Source organism: Candidatus Competibacter phosphatis (assembly GCF_012939995.1).
GTDB lineage: Bacteria > Pseudomonadota > Gammaproteobacteria > Competibacterales > Competibacteraceae > Competibacter > Competibacter phosphatis.
This window is the reverse complement of record NZ_SPMZ01000009.1, coordinates 41,383-68,154: the sequence shown is the minus strand read 5'-3', so window position 1 is coordinate 68,154 and position 26,772 is coordinate 41,383. Positions and strand designations below refer to the sequence as shown.

Below are 26,772 nucleotides of genomic sequence, written 5' to 3'. Positions count from 1 at the left end.
ATGCGCGAACGTCAAGTGGTACTCGACACCGAAACCACCGGTCTCGATCCCGGCCAAGGGCACCGGGTCATCGAAATCGGCTGCATCGAACTGCGGAACCGGCGGCTGACCGAGCGTCAATTCCACGTCTACCTGCGACCGGAGCGCGCCATCGACGAAGGGGCCATCAGAGTCCACGGTCTCACCAACGAATTCCTCGCCGATCAGCCGCGCTTTGCCGAGATCGCCGAGCAATTTCTGGAATTCGTCCGGGGCGCCGAACTGATCATCCACAACGCGCCTTTCGATCTGGGCTTTCTCAACCGCGAGCTGCAACGCTGCGGGCGCGGCCACAGCGCGCTGGAGCAGCTTTGCACGGTCGAGGATACTTTGCTATTGGCCCGCCAGCGTCATCCCGGTCAGCGCAACAACCTGGACGCGCTGTGCAAGCGCTACGGCATCGACAACTCCCAGCGTACCCTGCATGGCGCCCTACTCGACGCGGAGATTCTGGCCGACGTCTATCTGGCGATGACCCGCCAGCAGGATTCGCTGTTCGTTCAGGAGAGCGCGGCCACGGTGCGGGGCAAGCAGGAGAGCCGACGGGCGGCGGTGCCTCGAAGCCGGCCGCCGCTGCCGGTGCTCCGCGCCAGCGCCGAGGAGCGTGCCGCTCACGACCAGTATCTCGACATGCTGGATAAGAAAAGCGGCGGTGCCTGCGTGTGGCGGCGATTGGATGAGGCGGCCGGCTCAGCCTAGACCCGATAATAGTCCCGATACCAGGCCACGAAGCGGGCCACGCCTTCCTCGACCGGCGTGGACGGCCGGTAACCAACGTCTTCGACCAGGTCATCGACATCGGCATAAGTATCCGGCACGTCACCGGCTTGCATCGGCAGCATGTTCTTGATCGCCACCTGCCCCAGGCATTGTTCCAGCACTTCGATATAGCGCAGCAGTTCCACCGGCCGGTTGCTGCCGATGTTGTAGAGGCGATAAGGTGCGGTGCTGGTGGCCGGGTCCGGCGCGTCGCTCGACCAATTCGGATTCGGCGTCGCCACCCGATCCAACACCCGGATCACCCCCTCGACGATGTCGTCGACGTAGGTGAAGTCACGGCGGTGATGGCCATGATTGAATACATCGATCGGTTCGCCGGCCAGGATGGCGCGGGTGAACAGGAACAGCGCCATGTCCGGCCGGCCCCAGGGACCGTACACGGTGAAGAAGCGCAAGCCAGTGGTCGGTAGCCGGTACAGATGGCTGTAGGTGTGCGCCATCAGTTCGTTGGCTTTCTTGGTGGCGGCGTACAGGCTGAGCGGATGATCGACGTTATCGTGCACCGAGAACGGCATCCGAGTATTGGCGCCGTACACCGAACTGGTCGAGGCATAGACCAGGTGTTCGACCTCATGGTGGCGGCAGGCTTCCAGCAGGTTGACGAAGCCGACCAGATTGGAATCGACATAGGCATGCGGGTTCTGGATCGAATAGCGCACTCCCGCTTGGGCGGCCAGATTCACCACCCGCCGCGGCCGATGTCGAACGAAAGTCTCGGTAAGCGCTGGTCGATCCTCCAAGTTGGCGCACATCTCGGTAAATCCGGGATACCGTTGCAGACGGGCCAAGCGCGCCCGTTTCAGGTTCACGTCGTAGTAATCGTTCAGATTGTCGAAACCGATGACTTCGTCACCGCGCTCCAGCAGCCGTTGAGACAGCGTCGAGCCGATGAAGCCGGCGCTGCCCGTGACCAGAATTTTCATGGCGGACTCCGCATCGGTCCTTACAAGCGACCGTCCACGCTGCCGGCGGGCAGCAGATATTTGACATCGAACAACACCGCGTTGGGTTTGCCGGCGGCGCGGATGCCCTTCGCCCCCATTTCGCGAAACTGGCGATGTCCCACCGCCAGGATGATGGCATCGTAATGTCCCGACTTCAGTTCCGCGACCGGGTCGATGCCGTATTCATGCCGGGCCTCCTGAGGGTCCACCCACGGATCATATACATCGACACAGGCGTGGTAGTCGCCAAATTCCCGAACGATGTCCACCACTCGGGTGTTGCGCAGATCCGGGCAATTCTCCTTGAAGGTCAGACCCAGCACCAGTATCTTGGCGTCCATCACCGCGATCCGGCGCTGATTCATCAGTTTCACCACCCGTTGCACCACGTAGGTGCCCATGCCGTCGTTGATGCGTCGCCCGGCCAGGATCATTTCCGGGTGATGACCGATCTGTTGGGCCTTGTGGGTCAGATAATAAGGATCGACGCCGATGCAATGGCCGCCCACCAGGCCCGGCCGAAACGGCAGGAAATTCCACTTGGTGCCGGCGGCGAGCAGCACTTCTTCGGTATCGATTCCCAAGCGCTCGAACAAAAGCGCCAGTTCGTTGACCAAGGCGATATTGACGTCGCGTTGGGTGTTTTCGATCACCTTGGCGGCTTCCGCCACGCGGATGCTGGAGGCGCGGTGAGTTCCGGCGGTAATGATGCGCCTGTACAGTGCGTCCACGAACGCCGCCGCTTCCGGTGTGGAGCCTGAAGTGACCTTGAGAATGCTGGTAACCCGGTGATCCTTGTCACCGGGGTTGATGCGTTCCGGGCTATAGCCGGCGAAAAAATCCGCGTTGAAACGCAAGCCGGATTCCCGTTCCAAGATCGGCACGCAGATTTCCTCGGTGGCGCCGGGGTAGACCGTGGATTCGTAAATCACCACGTCGCCCGGTTTCAATAGCCGGCCCACCGTGGTGCTGGCGCCGATCAGTGGGCTAAAATCAGGACGCTTGTAGCCGTCCACCGGAGTTGGCACCGTAACGATGTAGACGTTGCAGGCTGCCAGATCCTCGGCGCGATCGGTATAACGCAGATGGTTGGCTTGCCGTAGTTCCTCGGCCGCGACTTCCAGCGTGCTGTCGTGACCGACCTGGAGTTCGCGGATGCGGGCGGCGTTGATATCCAGACCGATCGTCGGGAACTGCTTGCCGAATTCGACCGCCAAAGGTAAGCCCACATAACCGAGGCCGACGATGCCGATGCGAGTATTGGCGAGATCAAACATGGATGGGTGCTCCGTTCGCGGGGAAAAGCTGCAAATGCTGGCAAGTATAGAGGAGGAACCGGAACTGGTGAGCGTACTTTTATCGCGGCGCAAGCTCTACTGTCGTTACGTTTCGGGCAATATGGACTTAGAGATTGAATTCGGCCTTCCATGCCTTATGGAAAAAGCAAAGACACATCCGGTTATGGATATCCCCCCATTATGATGCGCCTGCTCAGACACTATATTTCTCAGGCGTTGCTGACCTTGTTGGGGGTGGAAGCGCTCAGCTTGTTTGGGTCGATCTATCTCGGTCGCGCGCTGCATTTTATGCTGATCCAGGGCAAAGTTGGGTTGCGCGTGGATGAGATGATTCCGAGCGCGTCGGCATTTATGTTCGTCATGTTGACGATCATGATCTCGCTGGGCTTGTACGAGCGCAATTTCTGGAGCGGCAAGGGCGAGATGTTGCTGCGGGTCGGCGTCAGCTTCCTGTTCGGGCTATTCGCGATGACCTTGCTGTACTACCTGGTTCCCGATCTTGCTCTCGGTCGCGGTGAGTTCAGCCTCGCGATTGGGATCGCCTTTCTAAGCGTGCTGTCGTTGCGCTTCATCTTCTTCAAGATCACCAGGCACGATCAGCTCAAGCAGCGGGTGCTGGTATTGGGCGTGGGCGAACATGCGGCCGAGATCGAAGCGTTGCAGCAGCAGGGAACCATGGGTTTCCTGGTCCCCGGTTATATTCAGGTCCACGAGCACGAAACGCCGAGAGTGCCGGCTGGCCGCATGTTGCAGGTGACCAGCAACCTGGCCAATCTGGCGGATGAGTTGCGTGTCGATGAGATCGTGGTGGCCATGGACGACCGACGCAAGGGGTTTCCCATCGACGAGATTCTGAGTTGCAAAATCAATGGAGTTGCGATCAGTCATTTTCTGGGTTTTTTCGAACGGCAGACCGGCAAGGTTCAACTGGAGGCGTTAAGGCCGAGCAGCATCATCTTTGCCGAAGGTTTTCAGGGAATGGGGCTCAGAAGTACCGTAAAGCGGATGTTCGATGTCACCGTGAGCCTGTTGTTGCTGGCATTGACCTGGCCGCTGATGTTGGTGGCGGTCTTGGCCATTTGGCTGGAGTCGGGTGGTCACGGACCGATTTTGTACCGGCAGAGCCGGGTTGGGTTCAAGGATCGCTTGTTCGAGGTCATCAAATTTCGCAGCATGGTGGTCGGCGCCGAGAAAGGAGGGAAGGCAGTCTGGGCGCAAAAAAATGATTCGCGGATCACGCGAGTCGGCGCGGTGCTGCGCGAAACCCGCATCGATGAACTGCCCCAGTTATTCAACGTGCTGCGCGGCGATATGAGCTTCGTCGGCCCGCGGCCGGAACGGCCGCAGTTTGTGGCCGATCTGCGCCGGGGAATCCCCTGCTATTCCATGCGGCATATGGTCAAGCCGGGCATCACCGGTTGGGCGCAGATTTGCTATCCCTACGGTGCGTCCGAGAAGGATGCGCGCGAGAAATTGCAGTACGATCTGTACTACATCAAGAACTACAGCTTTTTCTTCGACGTCGTCATCCTGCTGCAGACCGTGCACACCATCCTGTGGGGTCGGGGGGCGCGCTGATCATTTGACCCGCATGCCCGGCTCCGCGCCGGTGTCCGGGCCGAGCAGGTAGATACCGTCCCCACCGCCAGCCGCCAGCACCATGCCCTCTGAAACACCGAAGCGCATCTTGCGCGGGGCAAGGTTGGCGACCAACACGGTTAGCCGACCTTGCAGCGCTTCCGGCGGGTAGGCGGATTTGATACCGGCGAAAACTTGGCGGGTTTCGCCGCCGAGGTCCAGTTCCAGCCGCAGCAGCTTATCGGCCCCCGCCACCGCTTCGGCCTTGATGATCCGCGCCACCCGCAAGTCCACCTTGGCGAAATCCTCGATGGTGATGACGGGACCGATCGGGTCGTCGATCAGCGGCCCACTCGGCGCGGGCGTCTCTTCGCCGCTTGGAGCGCCTTCCTTGGATTCCTCGATGATCGCCGCGATTTGCGCCATCTCCACGCGTTGCATCAGTGGCTTGAACTCGGCGATGGCATGGCCGAGCAGCGGGTGGTCGACATCGCTCCAGCGCAGCGGCGGGATTTGCAGGAACTGTTCGACCTGTGCCGCCAGGCCGGGCAGCACCGGCTTGAGATACAGCGTCAGCACCCGGAACAGGTTCAATCCTAGGCTGCAAACGGCCTGTACTTCGGCCTCGGCGCCGGGCTGTTTGGCCAGCGTCCAGGGTTTCTTCTCGTCAATGTACTGGTTGGCGCGGTCGGCCAGCGCCATGATCTCGCGCATGGCCCGGCCGAATTCCCGCCGTTCGTACGCTTGGGCAATGGAGTCGGCGGCAGCGACGAATTCGGCATGTAACGCCGGTTCGGCCAGATGGTCGGCCAGTCGGCCACCGAAACGGCGGGTGATGAAGCCGGCGCTGCGGCTGGCGATATTGACCAGCTTGCCGACCAGGTCGCTGTTGACCCGCTGCAGAAAGTCCTCGAAGTTGAGATCGAGGTCGTCGACGCCGTCGCTCAGCTTGGTGGCGAAGTAGTAGCGCAGATATTCCGGCCGCAGATGATTGAGATAGGTGCGGGCCTTGATGAAGGTGCCGCGCGACTTCGACATTTTCTGGCCGTCCACGGTCAGAAAACCGTGGCAATGCACAGCGGTCGGTTTGCGGAAGCCGGCGCCGGTCAACTCGGCCGGCCAGAACAGGATGTGGAAATAGGCGATGTCCTTGCCGATGAAATGATGGACCTCGGCGTCGCTGTTCGGCCCCCAGAAATCGTCGAAACGCAGACCGGCGCGGTCGCAGAAGTTTTGGAAGCTGGCCATGTAGCCGATCGGCGCATCCAGCCAGACGTAGAAATACTTGCCGGGCGCGTCGGGGATTTCGAAGCCCCAGTACGGCGCGTCGCGGGAGATGTCCCACTCCTGCAAGCCGGCGGTGAACCACTCGTTGAGCTTGTTGATCATCTGCGGCTGGATCGGCCCGCTGGCGATCCAGTCCTTCAGCATGGTCTCGAAATCGACCAGCTTGAAAAAGAAATGCAGCGATTCCTTGGTGATCGGCGTCGCGCCGGACAGGACCGAGCGCGGGTTTTTCAGGTCGGTGGGGGAATAGGTGGCGCCGCAGTTCTCGCAACTGTCGCCGTACTGGTCCGGCGTGCCGCAGCGCGGACATTCGCCTTTGATGAAACGGTCCGGCAGGAACATCTGCTTTTCCGGGTCGAAGGCCTGGGTGATGACCCGGCGGCTGATGTGCCCGGCTTCGTTCAGCCGCTGATAGATCAGTTCGGCGTAATGACGGCATTCCGGTGAATGCGTGGAGTAATAGTTGTCGAACTCGATCAGGAAATCGGTGAAATCGGCGTGATGCTCGCGCCAGATCCGCTCGATCAGTTGTTCCGGGGTCACACCATCCTGTTCGGCGCGCAACATGATCGGCGTACCGTGAGCGTCGTCGGCGCAAAGGTAGTAGCATTCATGGCCGCGCAGTTTCTGGAAGCGGACCCAGATGTCGGTCTGAATGTATTCGACCAGGTGGCCGATATGGATCGGGCCGTTGGCGTAGGGCAGGGCGCTGGTGACGAGGATGCGGCGGATTTGGTCGCTCATGGTCGGGATCGTTGCGGTCGCTCGGAAAGGCCGCTACGTTAGCAGTATTGCCGCATGGCTGTCATCCGCCGAGCGGAGTGTCCGCCATGCGAGTTTGGGTGGAAACGAGGAGGTATTTATGCGAATCAACCTGGCTTTCAGCGGGATCGTGGCGGTTGCGGGACTGATGGCCGCAGGTCCAGCCCACTCCCAGGGGGCGCTGGCGGAGGAAATTTGGAGCGCGAATTTTTGCCAGCAAGCGGTATCCCTGGCCCAACAGCATGGTGAATCGCCGCAAGCCTTGAATCAGGTCAATTGCCAGGGAATGGCGGATAATTACCAGCCCTCGTACTGGCAATGCGTGCTCGCGGCCCTGAAGGCGGATGCCCGCCTCAAGTTGGAAGTGGCCCGACAGAAGTGCTTGGTCGGCTATTGAACGCGGTGCCGGGCACGAACCGAAGCGCCCGATTTTCCGATACTGAATCGAACTTAATCTTGCAGGAGAAACCTCGCTTATGACCGCTGTATCACGCGCCGATGTGGAAACCGCCCTCAAAGGCTATGTGGACCCCTATCTCGAACAGGATCTGGTGACCGCCAAATGCATCAAGAACATCCAAATCGGAGCTGATCGCATTGAGATCGATGTGGAACTGGGATTCCCGGCGGCGGGCTATCGGGATGCGTTGGTCGTGGCCCTGGGCGAGCGGCTCGCGGCGCTGGGCGCCGGTGAGGCGGTGGTTCGGGTGGAGTGCAAGGTGATCGCCCACGAAGTGCAAAAGGGGCTGAAACCGATGCCGGGCGTGCGCAACATCATCGCCGTGGCCTCCGGCAAGGGTGGGGTCGGCAAATCCACCACGGCGGTCAACCTGGCGCTGGCGCTCAGCGTCGAAGGGGCGCGGGTCGGCTTGCTGGACGCCGACATCTACGGTCCCAGTCAGCCGCGCATGCTGGGCGCGCGCCAACAGCCGGAATCACCGGACGGCAAGACGCTGAATCCGATCGTCAGCTACAACGTGCAGTCCATGTCGATCGGCTATCTGATCGAGGAAGACACGCCGATGGTTTGGCGCGGACCGATGGTGACCCAGACCCTCGAACAATTGCTACGCGATACTCGCTGGCACGATCTCGATTATCTGATCATCGACCTGCCGCCGGGCACCGGCGACACTCAGTTGACCCTGTCGCAGAAAGTGCCGGTCAGCGGCGCGATCATCGTCACCACGCCGCAGGACATCGCCTTGTTGGACGCTCGCAAGGGACTGAAGATGTTCGAGAAAGTGGAGGTACCGGTATTGGGTGTCGTCGAGAACATGAGTATTCACATCTGTTCGCAATGCGGTCACGAGGAACACATCTTCGGCGCGGGCGGCGGCCAGCGGATGGCGGAAGAATACGAGGTGCCCTTCCTGGGGTCCTTGCCGTTGGATATTCGTATCCGCGAGGAAACCGATGGCGGCCGGCCCACGGTGGCGGCGGAGCCGGACAGCCGCATCGCCAGTCTGTATCGGGAGATCGCCCGCCGCGCCGCCGCCCGACTGTCGTTGCAAGCCCGAAACTACAGTCACAAGTTCCCCAACATCGTGATTCAAAACACCTGAGGTTTCGTCCCATGCGGCTGTGCGACCGCGATATCGAACGTTGTCTGGACGAGGGAAAGATCCGTATCGAGCCGCGCCCCTCGTCCGGCCGGATCAACGGAGTCAGCGTGGATCTGCATCTGGGTAACCGGTTCCGGGTGTTCAACGATCACGCCGCGTCGCATATCGACCTCAGCGGGCCGAGGGAGGAAGTCGATCACGCCATCAACCAGATCATGGGCAAGGAGATCCGCATCGGCGCGGATGGTGCGTTTTTCATCCATCCCGGCGAGTTGGCGCTGGCGGCCACCGTCGAGACCATTACCGTGCCGGACGATTTGGTCGGTTGGCTGGATGGTCGCTCCAGTCTGGCCCGGTTGGGATTGATGGTGCATGTTACCGCCCATCGCATTGATCCCGGCTGGAGCGGCGCCATCGTGCTGGAATGCTTCAACAGCGGCAAGCTGCCGCTGGCGTTGCGTCCCGGCATGGCGATCTGCGCCATTAGCTTCGAGACCCTGACCGGTCCCGCCATTCGCCCCTACCACAAGCGGCAGGATGCCAAGTACAAGCGGCAGAGTGGCCCGACTCCGAGCCGGATCGGCGATGACGAGCCGCTCGACAAGGGGTCGTGAACGAATCGTCGATTGAGGAGAAAGTGATGTCCGCGTCTGCGTCGTTGTCGCCAACAAGTCAGCCCACCGCCAGGACCAGTCCCGTTCGGCGTCTTTGGAGCGTGGCCGATTTTCATCGGATGGGAGAGACCGGTTTCCTCGATCCCGAGGCGCGACTGGAATTGATCGAGGGGGAGTTGTTCGAGATGGCGCCGATCGGCAGTTTTCACGCGGGTATTGTCCGTATCCTGGCGGAGAAGCTGAGGCTTGGAGCAGGTAACGCGGCACTGGTGGATTCGCAAAATCCCGTTGTGCTGGACGACCATTCCGAACCTCAGCCCGATCTGGTCCTGCTGCGTCCGCGCGCGGATTATTACCTGAACGAACATCCTCGTGCCCAAGATGTGCTGCTGCTCATCGAAGTTTCCGACAGCACGGCGCAATTCGACCGCAAGACCAAGGTGCCGCTCTACGCCCGGCACGGTATCCCCGAAGTTTGGCTGGTGATGGGGCCGCGCCGCCGTCATGTCGAGATCTACCGCGATCCACAGCCGGAGTGCGGCACTTATCGAAGCCGTTCGCAGCTACGAGAAGGTGTGCTGGTGCCTACTTTGTTGCCAACGGTGGAAATCCACCTGGATGAGTTGTTCATCGGCTGAGTGGTGTTTCCTCCAGCCTCAACGGCTCCGTCAGCGGCATGCCATCGAAGAATACTCGCTTTCCCTCCAGCCGTACCCGCTCTGTCGCGAACCAACGAATCGCCAAGGGGTACAACCGGTGTTCCTGCTCCAGAACCCGCGCCGCCAGCACGTCGGGGTCGTCGCCTGGCAGCACCGGGACTCGCGCCTGCACGATGACCGGCCCGCCATCCAGTTCGGCGGTGACGAAGTGGATGCTGGCCCCATGTTCGGTTTCGCTGGCCGCGATGGCCCGTTCATGGGTGTGCAGGCCGCGAAACTTGGGTAGTAGCGAGGGATGGATGTTGAGCAGCCGTCCTCGATAGTGTTCGGTGAAACCGGCGGTCAGTACCCGCATGAAGCCCGCTAGCACCACCAAATCCGGTTGCTGACGGTCGATCACTTCGATCAGGGCCACCTCGAACTCCGGCCGGTCGGCGAAACGCTTATGATCCAGTACCAGGGCGGGAACGCCGGCTTGCCGTGCCCGCTCCAGGCCGTGAACGCCGGGCCGGTTACTGATGACGGCCGCCACCTCGACCGGTAATTCTCCGCTGACAGCTTGATCCAGGATCGCTTGTAAATTGCTGCCGCGCCCCGAGATCAACACCACCAGCCGGATTTTTTGAATGGCGCTCACGCTTGAAACTCCACGAATGGTTCATCTTGCACGCCACCAGCGATCCGGCCCAGCGTCCAGACCGTTTCGCCGGCATCGCGCAGGATCGCTTGTGCCCGCTCCACGTCTTCCACCGCGACGCCGATCACCATGCCCACTCCACAATTGAAGGTACGCCACATTTCCGTTTCGGCCACGCCACCCTGTTGTTGCAACCACTGAAAAATGGCTGGTCGTGGCCAACTGGCGGTGTCGATGATCGCCTTGGTGCGAGGCGGGAGAACACGCGGCAGATTTTCGGTCAGGCCGCCGCCGGTGATGTGGGCGATAGCGTGAACTTCGACTTGCGTCAGCAGTTGCAGCACCGGCTTGACGTAGATCCGGGTCGGGGCCAGCAAGGTTTCGCCTAGCGTGCGATCCTCGAATGGCTGATCCAGCTTCGCGCCGCCGACCGCCAGGATCTTGCGGATCAGCGAATAGCCGTTGGAATGCGGCCCGGAGGAGGCCAGTCCCAGTAACACATCGCCCGGCGCGACTCGCGATCCGTCGATGATCCGACTCTTTTCCACCACGCCAACGCAGAAGCCGGCCAAGTCGTAATCGCCCTCGCCGTACATTCCCGGCATCTCGGCGGTTTCGCCGCCCACCAGCGCCGCGCCGGCTTGTTCGCAACCGTCGGCGATGCCCTGGATCACGGCGGCGGCTACCTCCACATCCAGATGGCCGGTGGCGTAATAGTCGAGGAAGAACAACGGTTCGGCCCCGACCACCAGCACGTCGTTGACGCACATCGCCACCAGGTCGATGCCGATGGTGTCGTGGCGGCGCAGCTCCAGCGCCAGTTTGAGCTTGGTGCCGACCCCGTCGGTGCCGGACACCAGCACCGGTTGGCGATAGCGGTCCAGCGGCAGTTCGAACAACGCGCCGAAGCCACCCAGTCCGCCCAGTACGCCGGGCCGGTGGGTACGCTTGGCATGCGGCTTGATGCGGTCCACCAGCCGGTTACCGGCTTCGATGTCCACGCCGGCGTCGCGGTAGCTGAGGGTGGGGGAGTGCGGATGGGAGTCGTTCACGGATTGATTGACCTCAATGGCGCGGTCCGGTCCAGACCATGCGGGCGGCTGAAAAGTTATGCTATCTTACCGCACTTCGTTTTAAAGCCAGGTAACAGCCGTGATCGCCGAGTCGTACAACCCGCAAGCCATTGAAGCGGAAGCGCAAAGCTATTGGGACGAGCAGCGGACCTTCGCCGTGCGCGAAGAGCCGGGCCGCGAAAAGTTCTATTGTCTGTCGATGTTCCCCTATCCCAGCGGGCGGTTGCACATGGGCCATGTGCGCAACTACACCATCGGCGACGTGATCGCCCGCTACCAGCGCATGTTGGGCAAGAACGTGTTGCAACCGATGGGCTGGGACGCTTTCGGCCTGCCGGCGGAGAACGCGGCCATGGCTTCCGGGGTCGCCCCGGCGCAGTGGACTTTCGACAATATCGCCTACATGAAAAAACAGTTGCGGCTGCTGGGTTTCGCGGTGGACTGGGAACGCGAGGTAGCCACCTGCCAGCCGGAGTATTACCGCTGGAACCAATGGTTGTTCCTGCGGATGTTGGAAAAGGGCATCGCCTACCTGAAGACCGGCGTGGTCAACTGGGACCCGATGGACCAGACCGTGCTCGCCAACGAGCAAGTGATCGATGGTCGTGGTTGGCGCACCGGCGCGCTGGTCGAGAAGCGCGAAATCCCGATGTATTACCTGGCGATCACCCAGTACGCCGAGGAACTGCTGGCGGCGTTGGATCAACTGCCCGATTGGCCCGAACAGGTCAAGCTGATGCAGAAGAACTGGATCGGCAAGAGCCACGGGGTACGGATCGGCTTTCCGCATATGGTGGGCGAGGGAGGCACTCTTTGGGTGTTCACCACCCGCGCCGACACGCTCATGGGCGCCACTTACGTCGCCGTGGCCGCCGAACATCCCCTGGCCCTGCACGCCGCGCAAACCAATCCGCATCTGGCTGCGTTCATCGAAGAATGCCGGCACGGCGGTGTCACCGAAGCGGAGTTGGCCACCCAAGAAAAGAAGGGTATGCCAACCGGTTTGACCGTCACCCATCCCCTGACCGGCGAGCTGCTACCGCTGTGGGTCGCCAACTACGTGCTGATGGGCTACGGCGAGGGCGCGGTGATGGCGGTGCCAGCCCACGACGAGCGCGATTTCGAGTTCGCGCACAAATTCGAGTTGCCAATCAAGCCGGTGATTCGCACCCGCGCTGGCGACGAAACACTCGCGCCGTGGCAGGACGCCTACGCCGATTACGGCGTGTGCATCAATTCCGGCCAATACGACGGCTTGGGCTTCGAGCAGGCGGTGGATGCCATTGCCGCCGATCTGAGCGCCAAGGACTTGGGCGAAAAGAAGGTAATCTGGCGGCTGCGCGACTGGGGTGTCTCCCGGCAGCGCTACTGGGGTACGCCGATCCCGATCATCCATTGCCAAGATTGCGGCGCGGTGCCAGTGCCGGACGCGGATCTGCCGGTGGTGTTGCCGGGCGACTTGATTCCAGACGGTTCCGGCAACCCGCTCAACAAATACGCCGAATTCTTGGACTGTGCCTGCCCGCGCTGCGGCAAGCCGGCCCGGCGCGAAACCGACACCATGGACACCTTCGTCGATTCGTCCTGGTACTTTTTCCGCTACTGCACACCGGGTGCGACGACGATGACCGACGCCCGCGCCGATTACTGGATGCCAGTCGATCAGTACGTCGGTGGCATTGAGCACGCCATCCTGCACCTGCTTTATTCGCGGTTCTGGACCAAGGTAATGCGCGACCTGGGCCTAACCCCGGTGGCGGAACCGTTCGCCAAGTTGCTCACCCAAGGCATGGTGGTGGCGCCCACCTTCTACCGGGAGACCTCGGACGGCCGCAAGCAATGGATCAATCCGGCCGACGTCAAGGTACAGACCGACGACAAGGGCCGACCGCTGGCCGCGACGCTGAGCGCCGACGGCCAGCCGGTGGCGATCGGCGGCATCGAGAAAATGGCCAAGTCCAAGAACAACGGTGTCGATCCGCAGTCACTGATCGAACAGTACGGCGCCGATACTGCCCGCCTGTTCATGATGTTTGCCGCGCCGCCCGATCAGGCGCTGGAATGGTCCGATGCCGGCGTGGCCGGCGCCTATCGCTTTCTGCGCCGGTTGTGGTTCCATGCCGCCGAGCATCAGGAGGCGATCCGCGTCGCCGGTGACCCGGACGCCGCCGCGCTGTCCGGGCCGTTGCGCGAGCTGCGCCGCGAGGTGCATGAAGCGCTGCGGCAGGCGCTGTACGACTTCGGTCGCCACCAGTTCAACACCGTGGTTTCCGGCGGCATGAAGATTCTGAATGCGCTGAGTAGGATCGAGTCCGATGGCGATCCGTGCGCCGCCGCCGTGCGCCGCGAGGGCTTGAGCATCCTGCTACGGCTGCTGTCGCCGGTGGTGCCGCACGTCACTCACGCGCTTTGGCGGGAACTGGGTTATGGCGACGACGTGCTGGACGCCGCTTGGCCGGCGCCCGACGAAACGGCGCTGGCCCGTGACCTGATGACGCTGGTGGTGCAGGTCAACGGCAAGTTGCGTGGCCAGATCGAGGTGCCGGTGAGCGCCGACCGCGAGTTTATCGAACAGGCGGCGCGGGCCGAGCCGAACGTGTGGCGCTTCGTCGAGGGCAAGCCACCGCGCAAGATCGTGATCGTGCCCGGCAAACTGGTCAACCTGGTGTGCTGAGCGAGGCGAACATGCGCCGGATCGTACTGAGCGGCTTGGGGTTATGGGTGTTGTTGTTGGGTGGCTGCGGCTTCCAGTTGCGCGGGCAAGCCCAACTGCCGCCAGAACTGTCGGTGGTGTACTTGCAAAGCCAGACCGCGATTGGAACACCGCCCGGCGCCCTGAGCCGCAAGCTGCGGTTGCTGCTGGCGAACAACGGCGTGACCGTCACCCGCGATCCGGCCCAGGCCAAGGCGACCATTACCATCTTGCGCGAGGGCAGTGGTCGCCGCGTGGTCGCCGTCGACCGTATCAACGTCAAGCGACAGTATTTCCTGGCTTACGATGCCGCTTACCAGGTGACGCTGGCCAACGGCAAGACCCTGATTCCATTGGAAGGACTCAGCGCCAACCGCACCCTGTTGTTCGACGAGAACGCAGTGCTCGGTTTCGAGGCCGCGCAGGAAATCCTGGTGGACAGCATGGCCGAGGATCTGGCTTGGCAGATTGTCCGCCGCTTGCAAACCATCGGTTCTTGAGGACGTCGCTTGCGAGTGCGTCCTGAACAGCTTGCCGCGCATTTGCGCAAGACTCTGGCGCCGCTCTATCTGGTCTTTGGCGAAGAAACCTTGCTGGCGCAGGAATCCGCCGACACACTCCGCGCCGCCGCCCGCGAACGCGGCCATGCCGAGCGGGAATGCCTGACGGTCGATGCCGGCTTCGACTGGAACGCGCTGCGCCAACTGGCGGCCAGCCCTTCGCTGTTCGCCAACCGGCGGCTGCTGGAACTGCGCCTGGGCAACGCCAAACCGGGCGACGCCGGCGCCAAGGCGCTGAGCGAGTATGCGGCCCGTCCCGCCGACGACGCGGTGTTGTTGGTCACCGCCGGCAAGCTCGACTGGAATACCCAGAAAAGCCGCTGGTTCGCCGCCCTGGATGCGACTGGGGTGGTGGTGCCAGCGGCGCCGGTGGAGTCGGGACAATTGCCGGTCTGGATCGAACGCCGGCTACGGGAACGTGGTCTGAAACCTACCCCTGAAGCGGTGCTGCTGCTGGGCGAGCGGGTGGAGGGCAATCTGTTGGCCGCCGCCCAGGAAATCGAGAAGCTGGCGTTGTTGGCCGGCGACCAGCCGCTAACCGTCGACAGGGTATTGGCGGCGGTCGGCGACAGCTCCCGATACAGCATCTATGATTTCGTGGATGCCGCCCTGCGCGGCCAGCCGGAGCGCGTCGCGCGGATTCTGAACGGGTTGCGCGGCGAAGGCGTGGAGCCGGTGTTGGCGAACTGGGCCTTGCACCGGGAACTGCGGGTACTGAACGCACTGGCTTTCGCCCGCGACCAGCGCCAACCGCCCGAAACCGTGTTTGCCGCGTTCGCCGCCCGCAAGGAAATCGTCTGGGACAAACGTAAGCCGTCCCTGCTTCAGGCGCTGCAACGGCTGACGCTGGCCGATTGCCGGTCGCTGCTGGACGCGTGCGCCCGCACCGACCGCGCGATCAAGGGCATCGAGCCCGGCTCGCCGTGGGATGCGCTGCTGATGGCAGGTTTGCGGCTGGCCGGTCGGCGATTGTTGCCCGACGAATTGTAATGTCATAGCCCGGCGCTTGAGGCGGCGTCGGTCATGAGGACGCTTTGCCGATGAACGATACCCACATGGAAACCGCCAACGCCATCGAGCGCTACATGCTGGATGTGGGCCGCCGTGCCCGTGCCGCGTCCCGCGTCGTCGGTCGCGCCGAGACCCGGACCAAGAACGGCGCCCTGCTCGCCATCGCCGCCGCCCTGGAGGTGGACGAGGAACGGTTGCTGGCGGCCAATCGCCTGGACATGGACGCCGGCCGCGCCAACGGGTTGGACGCTGCCCTGCTGGACCGCTTGGAGCTGACGCCCAAGGGTATTCGGGCGATGGCCCAGGGTCTGCGGGAAATCGCAGCCCAGCCCGATCCCGTGGGTGAAATCACCGGCCTCAAATACCGCCCATCGGGAATCCAGGTGGGACAAATGCGGGTGCCGCTGGGGGTGATCGGCATCATCTACGAGTCGCGGCCGAACGTAACCGCCGACGCCGCCGCGCTTTGTTTGAAGGCCGGCAATGCCGCCATTCTGCGCGGTGGTTCCGAGGCACTGCATTCCAACCGCGCCATTGCTGCCTGCATCCAGCGAGGGTTGGCCGCTGCTGGCTTGCCGGCCGACGCGGTACAGGTGGTCGATACCGCCGATCGCGCCGCCGTCGGTGTGCTGATCGGCATGGCCGAATACGTGGACGTGATCGTGCCGCGCGGTGGCAAGAGCCTAATTGAGCGGATCAGCCGCGAGGCGCGGGTGCCGGTGATCAAACATCTGGACGGGGTTTGCCACGTCTACATCGACGACCGTGCCGATCCCGATAAGGCGGTGTCGATCGCCTACAACGCCAAGACCCAACGCTACGGCACCTGCAATACCATGGAAACCCTGCTGGTGGCGACGGGTATCGCCGGCCGGGTATTGCCCGAACTGGGTCGATGCTACCGGGAGGCCGGCGTGGAATTGCGCGGTTGTCCGCAGACCCGCGACCTGCTGCCGGAGATCGGGGTGGCCACCGAGGAAGACTGGTATGCGGAATATCTGGCGCCGATTCTGGCGGTTCGGATCGTCGACGATATCGACCAGGCCATGGACCATATCGCCGTCTACGGTTCCGCCCACACCGACGCCATCGTGACTGAGGATTACAGTCGGGCACGGCGTTTTCTGCGCGAGGTGGATTCCAGCTCGGTGATGGTGAACGCCTCCACCCGCTTCGCCGACGGTGGCGAGTATGGCTTGGGCGCGGAAATCGGCATCAGCACCGATAAGCTGCATGCCCGTGGCCCGGTCGGCGCGGAGGGCTTGACCACCCTGAAGTTCGTGGTGCTGGGTGATGGGCATGTTCGAGAATAAGGGGTGAAATTTGCGAGCACCGGGCGAACGGTCATGGCTGACCACGATGTCATCATGACCCGATCATCCATCGAATTTTTTGCGGGTACGGCGCGCGAAATACCAGGCGAGCGAGATAAACCGTGAATTCAATGCCGGTGGCCCCCCGTTTTCCGCCGTGTCCACATCCCATCGGCGTTCTGGGCGGTACCTTCGACCCGATCCATTACGGTCACCTGCGACCGGCGTTGGAGTTGCTGGAGGCGCTGGATCTGGCGGAAATCCGCTTCGTGCCCTGCCGGATTCCGGCGCATCGCGGTGCGCCGCAAATCACCGCCGAGCAGCGGCTGGCGCTGGTGCGTTTGGCCACGGCCGGGCAAACGGGCTTCGTGGTCGACGATCGGGAACTGCGTCGGGAGGGACCTTCCTATATGGTGGATACCCTGGCCTCGTTGCGCGAGGACTTCGAGGATATCCCCCTGTGTCTGATCGTCGGCGTCGATGCCTTCCGCGAACTGCACACCTGGCATCGCTGGCGGGAATTGAGCCAGTTCGCCCACATCGTGGTGATGCAACGGCCTGGGCCGTCGAAGTCGTTCGTGCCGGTACTGGAGGAATTCATCGCCCCACGCATGGCGGACTCCGCCGCCCTACGCCAGCGGCTTGCCGGCGGTATCTTGTTCCAGCCAGTGACCCAGTTGGACATCTCCGCGACGTACATTCGCGCTTTGCTGGCGCGTGGCCAGTCGCCTCGTTTTCTGTTGCCGGAGACGGCACTGGCCCATATCCACGAGCGGGCGCTGTACCGGTCGTTGCCTACCCTGACCTCCGTGACTTCATGAGGATCAATGAAATTCATGCAACTTGAGGCTTTACGAGACATTGTTGTGGCTGCCCTGGAAGAGGTGAAAGCTCAGGACATCAAAATTCTGGATGTGCGCGAGATCGCCAGTTTCACTGACTTGATGGTTATCGCTAGCGGTTCCTCCAACCGCCAGGTCAAGGCGCTGGCTGATAAGGTGATCGAAAAATGCGCGGCGGTCGGCGTACGGCCCTTGGGCGTCGAAGGCCAGCGGGAGGCGGAATGGGTGCTGGTGGATTTGAACGACATCGTGCTGCACGTCATGTTGCCGCAGACCCGCGATTTCTACAATCTGGAGAAGTTGTGGTCGGTGGATGCCGTCAGGGCGTTGGAACATTGAGCAATCGATTCTGGCGCGGTGCCCATGAAGATCCATCTGCTCGCCGTGGGAACCCGCATGCCGAGCTGGGTCAAGGCCGGTTATGAGGAATATGCCGGGCGGTTGCCGCGGGAGTGCGCGCTGAACCTGGTCGAAATTCCACCCGGCAAGCGTGGCGCGAACAGCGATTTGGCGCGTCTGGTCCGCGCCGAGGGCGAACGCTTGCTGGCGGCGATACCGGCGGGGTCCCAGGTGATCGCCCTGGACGAACGGGGGCAGGAATGGAGCACCGTGCAACTGGCTGAACAATTGGCCGGTTGGCTGCGAGAGGGCCACGATCTCAGTCTGCTGGTCGGTGGTCCTGACGGGTTGGACCCGGCCTGTCATGCCCGCGCCGGGCGATTATGGGCGCTGTCGCGGCTGACCTTGCCGCATCCGCTGGTGCGGGTGGTGCTGGCCGAACAGCTTTATCGGGCCTGGAGCCTGCTGCATCATCATCCCTACCACCGTGCCTGACATGGCCACCTTCCAAATCTATCTGGCTTCCGCTTCCCCTCGCCGTCGCGAACTGCTGCGTCAGATCGGCGTTGCCTACCGTTTGTTGCCGGTTGCGGTGGACGAGACGCCGCTGCCGAATGAGACACCCCACGCCTACGTGGCTCGACTGGCGCGGGCCAAGGCGGAAGCGGGCGTGTGCGCATTGGGCCGACGCAGACCCGCGCCGGTGCTGGGCGCGGACACAGCGGTGGTGGTGGACGACGCGATTCTCGGTAAACCCGACGACCGGGACGAGGGCTTGGCGATGCTGGCGCGCTTGTCCGGGCGGGAGCATCGGGTCTTGAGCGCGGTGGCCTTGGCCACCGAGGCGCGCGACGCGTTCAAGATCCAGGAAAGCCGGGTTCGCTTCCGGGATCTGTCGCCGGCGGAATGCGAGACTTACTGGGACAGCGGCGAACCGAGGGACAAGGCCGGCGGCTACGGCATTCAAGGGCGAGCGGCGGCCTTCGTCGTGGAGTTGCGCGGCAGCTACTCCGGGGTGATGGGACTACCGCTGTTCGAAACCGCCGAACTGCTGCGAGAGTTCGGCATCCTCCCTCTCTAACATTACTTTCATCTCCTGACGGGAACGACCATTCATGGCCACACGCGCCGAAGGCGGCACGGGCGACGAAATTCTGATCAACGTGACGCCCCGCGAAACCCGAGTCGCCGTGGTCGAGAACGGCGTCCTGCAGGAAATCCTGCTCGAACGAGTCGGCCGGCGCGGGTTGGTCGGTAACATCTACAAGGGGCGAGTCTGTCGGGTATTGCCCGGCATGGAGGCGGCGTTCGTGGACGTCGGCCTGGAGCGAGCCGCGTTCCTGCACGTTTCCGATATCCGTCCAGAAACCATGGTCGAAGGGGGAGCGGTCGCCGGCGAACGCTGGCCGGTCATTACCGAACTGGTGCGCGAGAATCAGGAATTGGTGGTGCAGGTGATCAAGGACCCGATCGGCACCAAGGGCGCGCGGTTGACTACGCATATCACTCTGCCGTCCCGCTTCCTGGTGTTCCTGGCCGATTCGGACATGGCGGGGGTGTCGGTCAAGATCGACGGCGAGCGCGAGCGGCAGCGGCTCAAGGAAATGATCAATGTTTTCCGGGCCGAGTTCGGCGGTGGCTACATCGTGCGCACCGCCGCAGAAGGCGCGGAGCCCTGGGCGCTGCGGGCAGATATGCAGTTTCTGCAACGCTTGTGGGGTTCGATCCGGGAGCGGATCAAGGAGACCAGCGGCATTGCGACCCTGTACGAGGATCTGCCCCTGATCCTGCGGGTGTTGCGCGATTTCGTCGGCGACAGTGTCGAGAGAATGCGCGTCGATTCGCGCGAAACCTGCCAGCGGATGCTGGAGTTCGCCGACAAGTTCGTGCCGGAGATGGTGCCGCGCCTGGAGCACTATCCCGGCGAACGGCCGATTTTCGAACTGTACGGCATCGAGGACGAGATCCAGCGGGCGCTAAGCAAGAAGGTGCCGCTCAAGTCCGGCGGCTACCTCATCGTCGATCAGACCGAGGCGATGACCACCATCGACGTCAACACTGGCGCCTACGTGGGACATCGCAATCTTGAGGAAACCATCTTTAAGACCAATCTGGAGGCCGCCTCCGCCATCGCCCGGCAATTGCGGCTGCGCAATCTGGGCGGGATCATCATCCTCGACTTCATCGACATGGCCAGCGAGGAACACCGTCAGGCGGTGTTCAAGGCGTTGGAGAAACATCTGGAAAAAGATCGCGCCAAGAGCCACATCTCGCAGGTATCGCCGCTCGGTCTGGTGGAAATGACCCGCAAGCGCACCCGGGAGAGCCTGGAACAGGTGTTGTGCGAGCCGTGCCCCTTGTGCAACGGTCGGGGCTCGATCAAGACCGCCGAGACGGTATGCTACGACATCTTCCGCGAACTGTTGCGCGAAGCCCGCCAATATTCGCCGCGTCAGTTCATGGTGCTGGCCGCGCCGGATGTGGTGGACGCCATGCTGGACCAGGAATCCACCAGCGTGGCGCAACTGGAGGCCTTTATCGGTATTCCCATCAAATTCCAGGCGGAAGCCCTCTACACCCGCGAGCAGTATGACGTGGTGTTGATGTGAGCCAAGGGTTTTGGCATGCGGCCGGCACGACGCGGCGGACCCTGCGGTGGGCGCGTCGGCTGATTCTGGCGCTGTTGTTGCCGTTGCTACTATTGCTGGCGTTCGGGCAATGGTGGCTGCTGCCGCGTTTGAACGACTACCGTGAGCCACTGGCGGATGCTTTGGGAGAAGCGCTGCGGACACCGGTACGGATCGGGTCGGTGGATGCGGTTCGGGATGGTTGGCGGCTTCGGTTGCGATTGCGGGACGTCGGCCTGCGCGATCCCGACAGCAGCGCTGCCTGGGCCAGTTTCGCCCAGGCGACGGTGAGCCTGAACCTGTGGCGTTCGCTGCGGGAATGGCGGCCGGCGTTCGGCCAAGTCCGGCTGGAGGGTTTGAACCTGACCTTGGAGCAGGGGCCGGATGGAGCCTTGCGACTGCGGGCGAATGCCGATTCCGAAAATGCCACGTCACCCTTGGAGAAAGCCGCCCGCTGGCTGTTCGCCGTGCATCGGCTGGACATCATCGGCGAGCGGTTGACCGTGCGCCGCCTGGATGGCGGGGCGATCAACATTCTGCGTCCCTATTTTCAGGTGCGGGACACCGCCGAAGGTCAGCGACTGACTTTCACCGCCGAGTTGCCGTCCGGCTTGGGCGACCGCTTGCAATTGAATGTGGAGCGGCAACGCGTCGACGATGCCGATCCCGAGGCTGGGCGAGGGACCTTTCGGTTCGAGGCCGGTCGTTTGAGTCTGGCGGGCTGGCCGTTACCCTTACCGTTCAGCGCCGGCCAAGTCGGATTGGTGGTCAGCGGCGACTGGCGGGACTGGCGTCCCGTCCGCTTACAAGGTCAGTTGCGCGTGCGACAAGCGCGTTTGAAGCCCGAGCCGCGTACCGCTTTGTTGGCGTCCTGGTTGGCGGCGACGCCGGACAGTGAACTGGATTTCGAGTGGAATACACAGGATGCCGGTTGGCGCTTGCGGGGCCAGACCCGGTTTGGCGATGGTCATTCCCAGGGCGAGGCGCAACCCTGTTTCGAGCTGAGCCGCGCCGGTGAGCGCTGGCGCGGGGAAGGCCGCGACTGGCGTGTTCAGGACGTGCTGGCCTGGGTGACGCCGTGGCTGGACGAGTCGGCCCGAAACTGGCTGGCGTCGCTTGATCCGCGTGGCGACTTGCCGGAAATCGCGTTGGAAGCCGAGTCCGGTTTCGATACCTATGCGGCGACCGCGCGCTTGCACGGAGTGGCCGGACGATCGACCCATGGCTTGCCGGGATTCGACAACCTGACCGGCCTGTTGACCTTTTCCCCGGCGCGAGGCCAGCTTGAGCTGGACAGCCAGCGGGTCCGGATCGATACCGCCGGTTTGCTACGGCTCCCGCTTGACCTCGACCGCTTGCACGGGACGATCGTCTGGCAACGCGATATGGACGGATTGCGGCTCGACAGCGCCAGTCTGGAGATGGCCAACCCCGATTTCAACGGGCGGTTTTGGGGTAGCGTCACCTTGCCCGATCGGGGCGAGCCGGTGCTGGATTTGCGTGGGCATTATCGGGATGTCCGCATCGGGCGCGACCAGGCGCGGCGCTACCTGCCGGTGACGGTGATTCCGCCCGCGGGGATCGCCTGGCTGGATCAGGCGCTGGTCGGCGGTCGGGTGGTGGCCGGCGATCTGCTTTTGCGCGGCCCGCCGGCCCATTTCCCTTTCGACCGCGACGAAGGTTTGTTCGAGACCCACTTTCGGATCGAGGATGCGGTGGTGAACTACGCGCCCGGTTGGCCCCGGTTGGAAGGATTGCGGGGGAGCGTGACGTTTCGCAATCGCGGCATGCGGATCGAGATGGAGCCCGGCGCCGGTCGCCTGCTCAATGCCAAGATCGAAAATCTCGCGGTCTGGATCGACGATCTTGAGAAGGTGGTTGCCCAGGCCAAGGGGCGGATCGATGGACCCGGCGCCAGTTTGTGGCGCGGGCTCAGAGAGAGTCCGATCGGCCAGGAGCTGGGCGACGATCTGCCGGATTTGCGGATCGCCGGCCGCAATACCGTGGAGTTCGAACTCGCCGTTCCAGCCGACTCGCGGCCCAGCCACGCGCGCGGGCGGATCGATTTGTCGGACAATAGCGTGGCCTTGCCATCCCGGACGCTCGAATTCAGTCGGCTGAAGGGCGAAGTGGCGTTTACGGAAACCGACCTGAAAGCCGAGGACGTGCGGGCGCTGCTGCGCGGAGAGCCGGTTCGGATCGACCTGGATTTGATCGACGATGTGGGTCACCGCGAATTGCGTGGCCAATTGCAAGGCTGCTTGGAACCGCAAACCTTCACCGGAAAGCCTGTGGGAGTGGAGTCGTTTATCGACGGCAAGAGCCTCTGGAAAGCCGTGCTGACGGTTCCAACCGGTCAGGACAAGCAGAACAATCTGAAATCCGCTTTTACTTTGAGCCTTAGTTCGGATTTGCGTGGCACCGCTATCCGGTTGCCGGAACCCTTTGGCAAGGATGCCGACCAGGCTCGCCCCTTCGCCCTGACCGTGCGTCCGCGCGAGCGTGATACCCTGGAATTGGACCTGAAATACGACGCGAACGTGCGGGCGGTGTTGGCCTTGGACGGTTATCCGCAACAACTTCGACTGGATCGGGGTGAGCTCCGCATCAATGCTGGCGCGGCTCAATTGCCGGAGGCGTCGGGCTTGTTCATTGTCGCCGATCTGCCGCGTTGGCGACTGGATTGGCCCAACGCCACTCCCGATTCGACCAATTCCACCGCCGGTGATGAACGAAAACCTGCGACATGGTGGGGCTTGTTACAGGGTATCGATGCTCAAATCGGTGAGTTGACGATCGGCGATCATTCGGTGACCCGGCTGAAAATGGGAGCGACCCGCCGGAATGGCGGCCTACAAGTCGAACTGGAGAGCAATGAGCTGGCTGGGCGTCTTACCTTGCCAGATCAGCCGACTCCAACGCAGCCGATCAACGCGGCGTTGCAGCGCTTATCGTGGCGGCGAGAGCTGGAGAAGGACGCCGTTGCCCGCCCGTCCGTTGCCTCCGATCCGCGTCACTTGCCGCCGCTGGTGCTGACCGCCAGTGAGTTTCGATTGGACGACAAAGCTCTGGGCCGGTTACGGGTGGTCGTCATGCCGATGGAGAGCGGTGTTCGCCTGTCCGAGATGGACCTGAATTCCGAATGGCAGCATTTCACCGCCAGTGGCGAATGGCACTGGACCCTCGGCGGTCAGCTTGCCCAGTTGCGAGCGACCTTGTGGAGCCAGACGTTGGGAGAAACCCTGGCGGCATTCGGCTATCGGGATACCGGTATCACCGGCGGTGAGACCGAAGCGGAACTACGCGCCGAGTGGGCGGGGGAGTTGCCCGCCTTCACTCTGGAGCGCATGGATGGCAGTCTGAAATTTCACATCGACTCAGGACAGTTGCTCAACATCGATCCGGGTTTGGGTCGGGTGGTCGGGTTATTTAGTTTGCAGAACATCATGCGGCGCCTAAGTCTCGATTTCAGCGATCTGTTCCAGCCAGGGACCAGTTTCGATCAGATCACCGGCGAATTCGTTTTCAAGCATGGGCAAGCCTTCACCGACGATCTCACGGTCGAAGCGCCGGCCGCGCGGATCGATATCCGGGGCCGGACCGGATTGCGGGACCGTGATTACGACCAGCAGATCACGGTGACGCCGAATTTGGGTGGCGCTTTGCCGGTCGCGGGTGCGTTGGCTGGTGGCCCGGCGATCGGCGCGGCGGTGCTGGTCGCTGAACGCTTGCTGCAAAAAGGCATCGAACAAGCAACCCGCTACCGTTATACGCTGACCGGCTCCTGGGAAGATCCGGTGTTGGAACCGCTGCGGGAACCATCGCCCGCCACCTCGCCCAAAAAGCTCGTGGGCGACCAATGAACGAGGTGCCCGACATGCCGCGCATGGCCGCCATCCAAATGGTTTCCGGACCCGATGTCGCCGAAAATCTGGCTACCGCCGCCGAACTGCTGGCCCGAGCCGCCGACCAAGGCGCTCGACTAGCGGTGCTGCCAGAGAATTTTGCCCTGATGGGCCGTCGCGAAGAGGAAAAAGTGGCGGCGCGGGAAACGGAAGGCGATGGGCTGATTCAATCTTTTCTGGCCGAACAGGCCGCTCGTCACCGGCTGTGGCTGATTGGAGGCACGATCCCGCTGCGGACCGCCGGCGACGCGCGGCGAGTGCGCGCGGCCTGCCTGCTGTTCGACGATCGCGGCCAGCGGGTGGCCCGCTACGACAAGGTGCATCTGTTCGACGTGCAGGTGGTGGGCAGCCGGGAGCGTTACGCCGAGTCGGCCACCATCGAACCGGGCGACCGCTACGTTTTTGCCGAGACGCCATTGGGTCGGCTGGGGTTGGCGGTGTGCTACGACCTGCGCTTTCCCGAGCAGTTTCGCGCCCTGATGGAGCGCGGCATGGAAATTCTGGCCCTGCCGGCGGCATTCACCGCCGCCACCGGATTGGCGCACTGGGAAACGCTGTTGCGGGCACGCGCCATCGAAAATCAATGCTACGTGATCGCCTCCGCCCAGGGTGGCCGGCACGCCAACGGCCGCGAGACCCATGGCGACAGTCTGATCATCGACCCGTGGGGTGCGATCCTCGACCGCTTGCCACACGGGCCGGGCGTGGTGCTGGCCGAATTCGACCGGGAGCGGCTGGAGAACGTTCGACGGCAATTCCCGGTCCTAGAACATCGTGTGCACTGCGAAACTTGAGGAAATGATGACGACCGATACGCTGGCCCTCGCCCGCCAACAACTGCTCGCACCCGCCGGTCTCGGCGAGGACGCCTTGCATCGAACCCTGTCCTGTCTGTTGGGCCACGCCATCGACGGCGGCGACCTGTATTTTCAGCAGCGCCGCGCCGAATCCTGGGGACTGGAGGACGGACAGGTCAAGAACGCCAGCCACGCCATCCAGCAGGGTGTCGGTGTCCGGGCGACAAGCGGCGAGAAAACCGGCTTTGCCTATTCCGACGAGATCGTGTTGCCGGCGTTGCTGGAAGCGGCCACCGCCGCCCGCGCCATCGCTCGGGATGGCGGCGGTACTCGCTTGCAGGTCTGGCGTTCCACCCAACGGCCGGCGCTTTACGAACCGCTCGATCCGCTGGAAACGCTGTCGGCCGACGCCAAGGTCTGCTTGCTGGAAGCGGTGGACGCCGAGGCGCGTCGTCAGGACCCGCGCGTGACCCAGGTCATGGTTAGCCTGGCCGCCGTGCGGGACACGATCCTGATCGCCGGCAGCGACGGCACGCTGGCCGGCGACGTGCGACCGCTGGTGCGGCTGAACGTGAGCGTGATCGTCGAACACGACGGCCGTCGCGAGCAGGGCGGTTCCGGTGGCGGTGGCCGAGTCGGCTACGGCTGGTTCCTCGATCAGGATCGCGCCTTGGGGCACGCGCGGGAAGCGGTGCGGCAGGCGCTGATCAACCTGGAGGCCGTTCCCGCTCCGGCCGGAACCATGACCGTGGTGCTGGGACCGGGCTGGCCGGGTGTCTTGCTGCACGAGGCCATCGGTCACGGGCTGGAGGGCGATTTCAATCGCAAGGGTACCTCGGCCTTCAGCGGGCGGATCGGCGAGCGGGTCGCCACCTCGCTGTGCACAGTGGTGGACGACGGCACCCTGGCCAGCCGGCGCGGCTCCTTGAACATCGACGACGAGGGCACCCCGACTCAGTGCACCACGCTGATCGAGCGCGGGGTGCTCAAGGGCTATTTGCAGGACAAGCTCAATGCCCGATTGATGAAGGCTACGCCGACCGGCAACGGTCGCCGCGAGTCCTACGCCCACCTGCCGCTGCCACGGATGACCAACACCTACATGCTGCCGGGCGAGCACGACCCGGCGGAGATCGTCGCCTCAGTGGAGCGAGGGCTGTACGCCGTCAACTTCGGTGGCGGCCAAGTGGACATCACCTCCGGCAAGTTCGTGTTCTCGGCCAGCGAGGCTTATCTGATCGAAAACGGTCGCGTCACCCGCCCGGTCAAGGGCGCCACCCTGATCGGCAACGGTCCGGACGTGCTGACCAAGGTTTCGATGGTCGGTAACGATCTGAAGCTCGATGCCGGGGTCGGCACCTGCGGCAAGGACGGGCAGAGCGTGCCGGTGGGGGTCGGTCAGCCGACCCTGAAGATCGAATCGTTGACCGTGGGCGGTACGCAAGCCTGA

Annotated in this window: 23 protein-coding genes; 18 read left to right on the top strand and 5 right to left on the bottom strand. The window is 63.0% G+C overall.

Annotation, left to right across the window (positions count from 1 at the left end; translation table 11 throughout):
- Window positions 1-738, top strand: coding sequence for a DNA polymerase III subunit epsilon (gene dnaQ / locus E4P82_RS02900; protein ID WP_169247489.1), 738 nt, complete (start codon window positions 1-3; stop codon window positions 736-738).
- On the opposite strand, the gene E4P82_RS02895 is transcribed toward dnaQ, so the two are convergent.
- Window positions 735-1,742, bottom strand: coding sequence for an NAD-dependent epimerase (locus tag E4P82_RS02895; RefSeq protein WP_169247488.1), 1,008 nt, complete (start codon window positions 1,740-1,742; stop codon window positions 735-737). The genes dnaQ and E4P82_RS02895 overlap by 4 nt on opposite strands.
- Before the next feature lie 20 nt (window positions 1,743-1,762).
- A complete protein-coding gene (gene tviB / locus E4P82_RS02890; RefSeq protein WP_169247487.1) occupies window positions 1,763-3,040 on the bottom strand; it encodes a Vi polysaccharide biosynthesis UDP-N-acetylglucosamine C-6 dehydrogenase TviB in 1,278 nt (425 codons plus the stop codon).
- 201 nt (window positions 3,041-3,241) lie between these two features.
- Here tviB and E4P82_RS02885 point away from each other — a divergent pair, with 201 nt between their 5' ends.
- Window positions 3,242-4,639, top strand: a complete 1,398-nt coding sequence (locus tag E4P82_RS02885; protein WP_169247486.1) for a TIGR03013 family XrtA/PEP-CTERM system glycosyltransferase — start codon at window positions 3,242-3,244, stop codon at window positions 4,637-4,639.
- Here E4P82_RS02885 and metG read toward each other — a convergent pair whose 3' ends face one another.
- Window positions 4,640-6,670, bottom strand: coding sequence for a methionine--tRNA ligase (gene metG / locus E4P82_RS02880; protein WP_169247485.1), 2,031 nt, complete (start codon window positions 6,668-6,670; stop codon window positions 4,640-4,642). It abuts the gene before it with no gap.
- Between the two features lie 118 nt (window positions 6,671-6,788).
- Between metG and E4P82_RS02875 the strand changes: the two genes are divergently transcribed.
- From E4P82_RS02875 to E4P82_RS02860, 4 genes are all read left to right on the top strand, one after another.
- Window positions 6,789-7,085: a hypothetical protein gene (locus E4P82_RS02875; RefSeq protein ID WP_169247484.1), complete on the top strand. Its 297-nt coding sequence runs from the start codon at window positions 6,789-6,791 to the stop codon at window positions 7,083-7,085.
- A 79-nt stretch (window positions 7,086-7,164) separates the two neighbouring features.
- Window positions 7,165-8,253 (top strand): iron-sulfur cluster carrier protein ApbC, encoded by a 1,089-nt coding sequence (gene apbC / locus E4P82_RS02870; RefSeq protein WP_169247483.1) that lies wholly within the window; start codon window positions 7,165-7,167, stop codon window positions 8,251-8,253.
- A gap of 11 nt (window positions 8,254-8,264) precedes the next feature.
- Window positions 8,265-8,867 (top strand): dCTP deaminase, encoded by a 603-nt coding sequence (dcd, locus tag E4P82_RS02865; RefSeq protein ID WP_169247482.1) that lies wholly within the window; start codon window positions 8,265-8,267, stop codon window positions 8,865-8,867.
- Window positions 8,868-8,893: 26 nt separating this feature from the next.
- Window positions 8,894-9,505 carry a Uma2 family endonuclease gene (locus tag E4P82_RS02860; protein WP_169247481.1) on the top strand — a complete coding sequence of 204 codons (612 nt, stop codon included), beginning with the start codon at window positions 8,894-8,896 and terminating at the stop codon, window positions 9,503-9,505.
- Here E4P82_RS02860 and purN read toward each other — a convergent pair.
- The gene (gene purN / locus E4P82_RS02855; RefSeq protein ID WP_169247480.1) at window positions 9,495-10,163 is read right to left on the bottom strand and encodes a phosphoribosylglycinamide formyltransferase; all 669 of its coding nucleotides are present in this window, start codon (window positions 10,161-10,163) and stop codon (window positions 9,495-9,497) included. The genes E4P82_RS02860 and purN overlap by 11 nt on opposite strands.
- Entirely contained in the window at window positions 10,160-11,215 is a 1,056-nt protein-coding gene (purM, locus tag E4P82_RS02850) for a phosphoribosylformylglycinamidine cyclo-ligase (protein WP_169247479.1), read from the bottom strand. The genes purN and purM overlap by 4 nt, the downstream gene beginning before the upstream one ends.
- 103 nt (window positions 11,216-11,318) lie before the next feature.
- On the opposite strand from purM, the gene leuS reads away from it, so the two are divergent.
- The 12 genes from leuS (at window position 11,319) to tldD (ending at window position 26,772) form a co-directional block, all read left to right on the top strand.
- Window positions 11,319-13,910, top strand: a complete 2,592-nt coding sequence (leuS, locus tag E4P82_RS02845) for a leucine--tRNA ligase (protein ID WP_169247540.1) — start codon at window positions 11,319-11,321, stop codon at window positions 13,908-13,910.
- Complete coding sequence (locus tag E4P82_RS02840; RefSeq protein ID WP_312913988.1) at window positions 13,835-14,428, top strand: LPS-assembly lipoprotein LptE; 594 nt, start codon at window positions 13,835-13,837, stop codon at window positions 14,426-14,428. Before leuS ends, E4P82_RS02840 begins: the two co-directional genes overlap by 76 nt.
- 15 nt (window positions 14,429-14,443) lie before the next feature.
- Window positions 14,444-15,478 (top strand): DNA polymerase III subunit delta, encoded by a 1,035-nt coding sequence (holA, locus tag E4P82_RS02835; RefSeq protein ID WP_312914018.1) that lies wholly within the window; start codon window positions 14,444-14,446, stop codon window positions 15,476-15,478.
- A gap of 50 nt (window positions 15,479-15,528) precedes the next feature.
- A complete protein-coding gene (locus E4P82_RS02830; protein WP_246327324.1) occupies window positions 15,529-16,812 on the top strand; it encodes a glutamate-5-semialdehyde dehydrogenase in 1,284 nt (427 codons plus the stop codon).
- A 131-nt stretch (window positions 16,813-16,943) separates the two neighbouring features.
- A complete protein-coding gene (gene nadD, locus E4P82_RS02825) occupies window positions 16,944-17,633 on the top strand; it encodes a nicotinate-nucleotide adenylyltransferase (RefSeq protein WP_169247476.1) in 690 nt (229 codons plus the stop codon).
- A 15-nt stretch (window positions 17,634-17,648) separates the two neighbouring features.
- Window positions 17,649-17,993 carry a ribosome silencing factor gene (gene rsfS, locus E4P82_RS02820; RefSeq protein WP_169247475.1) on the top strand — a complete coding sequence of 115 codons (345 nt, stop codon included), beginning with the start codon at window positions 17,649-17,651 and terminating at the stop codon, window positions 17,991-17,993.
- Between the two features lie 24 nt (window positions 17,994-18,017).
- Entirely contained in the window at window positions 18,018-18,488 is a 471-nt protein-coding gene (rlmH, locus tag E4P82_RS02815) for a 23S rRNA (pseudouridine(1915)-N(3))-methyltransferase RlmH (protein ID WP_169247474.1), read from the top strand.
- Window position 18,489: 1 nt separating this feature from the next.
- Window positions 18,490-19,074, top strand: a complete 585-nt coding sequence (locus E4P82_RS02810; RefSeq protein WP_169247473.1) for a Maf family protein — start codon at window positions 18,490-18,492, stop codon at window positions 19,072-19,074.
- Between the two features lie 34 nt (window positions 19,075-19,108).
- Entirely contained in the window at window positions 19,109-20,602 is a 1,494-nt protein-coding gene (gene rng / locus E4P82_RS02805; protein WP_169247472.1) for a ribonuclease G, read from the top strand.
- Window positions 20,599-24,483 carry a YhdP family protein gene (locus tag E4P82_RS02800; protein WP_169247471.1) on the top strand — a complete coding sequence of 1,295 codons (3,885 nt, stop codon included), beginning with the start codon at window positions 20,599-20,601 and terminating at the stop codon, window positions 24,481-24,483. The genes rng and E4P82_RS02800 overlap by 4 nt, the downstream gene beginning before the upstream one ends.
- Before the next feature lie 14 nt (window positions 24,484-24,497).
- On the top strand, window positions 24,498-25,319 hold the full coding sequence (locus E4P82_RS02795) for a carbon-nitrogen hydrolase family protein (protein ID WP_169247538.1): 822 nt from the start codon (window positions 24,498-24,500) through the stop codon (window positions 25,317-25,319).
- Between the two features lie 7 nt (window positions 25,320-25,326).
- A complete protein-coding gene (gene tldD / locus E4P82_RS02790; protein ID WP_169247537.1) occupies window positions 25,327-26,772 on the top strand; it encodes a metalloprotease TldD in 1,446 nt (481 codons plus the stop codon).

Bases quoted from the DNA above. Each gene is read 5' to 3' on its own strand.
- dnaQ (WP_169247489.1), top strand. From the start codon at position 1: ATGCGCGAACGTCAAGTGGTACTCGACACCGAAACCACCGGTCTCGAT.
- E4P82_RS02895 (WP_169247488.1), bottom strand. From the start codon at position 1,742: ATGAAAATTCTGGTCACGGGCAGCGCCGGCTTCATCGGCTCGACGCTG.
- tviB (WP_169247487.1), bottom strand. From the start codon at position 3,040: ATGTTTGATCTCGCCAATACTCGCATCGGCATCGTCGGCCTCGGTTAT.
- E4P82_RS02885 (WP_169247486.1), top strand. From the start codon at position 3,242: ATGATGCGCCTGCTCAGACACTATATTTCTCAGGCGTTGCTGACCTTG.
- metG (WP_169247485.1), bottom strand. From the start codon at position 6,670: ATGAGCGACCAAATCCGCCGCATCCTCGTCACCAGCGCCCTGCCCTAC.
- E4P82_RS02875 (WP_169247484.1), top strand. From the start codon at position 6,789: ATGCGAATCAACCTGGCTTTCAGCGGGATCGTGGCGGTTGCGGGACTG.
- apbC (WP_169247483.1), top strand. From the start codon at position 7,165: ATGACCGCTGTATCACGCGCCGATGTGGAAACCGCCCTCAAAGGCTAT.
- dcd (WP_169247482.1), top strand. From the start codon at position 8,265: ATGCGGCTGTGCGACCGCGATATCGAACGTTGTCTGGACGAGGGAAAG.
- E4P82_RS02860 (WP_169247481.1), top strand. From the start codon at position 8,894: ATGTCCGCGTCTGCGTCGTTGTCGCCAACAAGTCAGCCCACCGCCAGG.
- E4P82_RS02830 (WP_246327324.1), top strand. From the start codon at position 15,529: ATGAACGATACCCACATGGAAACCGCCAACGCCATCGAGCGCTACATG.
- nadD (WP_169247476.1), top strand. From the start codon at position 16,944: ATGCCGGTGGCCCCCCGTTTTCCGCCGTGTCCACATCCCATCGGCGTT.
- rsfS (WP_169247475.1), top strand. From the start codon at position 17,649: ATGCAACTTGAGGCTTTACGAGACATTGTTGTGGCTGCCCTGGAAGAG.
- rlmH (WP_169247474.1), top strand. From the start codon at position 18,018: ATGAAGATCCATCTGCTCGCCGTGGGAACCCGCATGCCGAGCTGGGTC.
- E4P82_RS02810 (WP_169247473.1), top strand. From the start codon at position 18,490: ATGGCCACCTTCCAAATCTATCTGGCTTCCGCTTCCCCTCGCCGTCGC.
- rng (WP_169247472.1), top strand. From the start codon at position 19,109: ATGGCCACACGCGCCGAAGGCGGCACGGGCGACGAAATTCTGATCAAC.
- E4P82_RS02795 (WP_169247538.1), top strand. From the start codon at position 24,498: ATGCCGCGCATGGCCGCCATCCAAATGGTTTCCGGACCCGATGTCGCC.
- tldD (WP_169247537.1), top strand. From the start codon at position 25,327: ATGACGACCGATACGCTGGCCCTCGCCCGCCAACAACTGCTCGCACCC.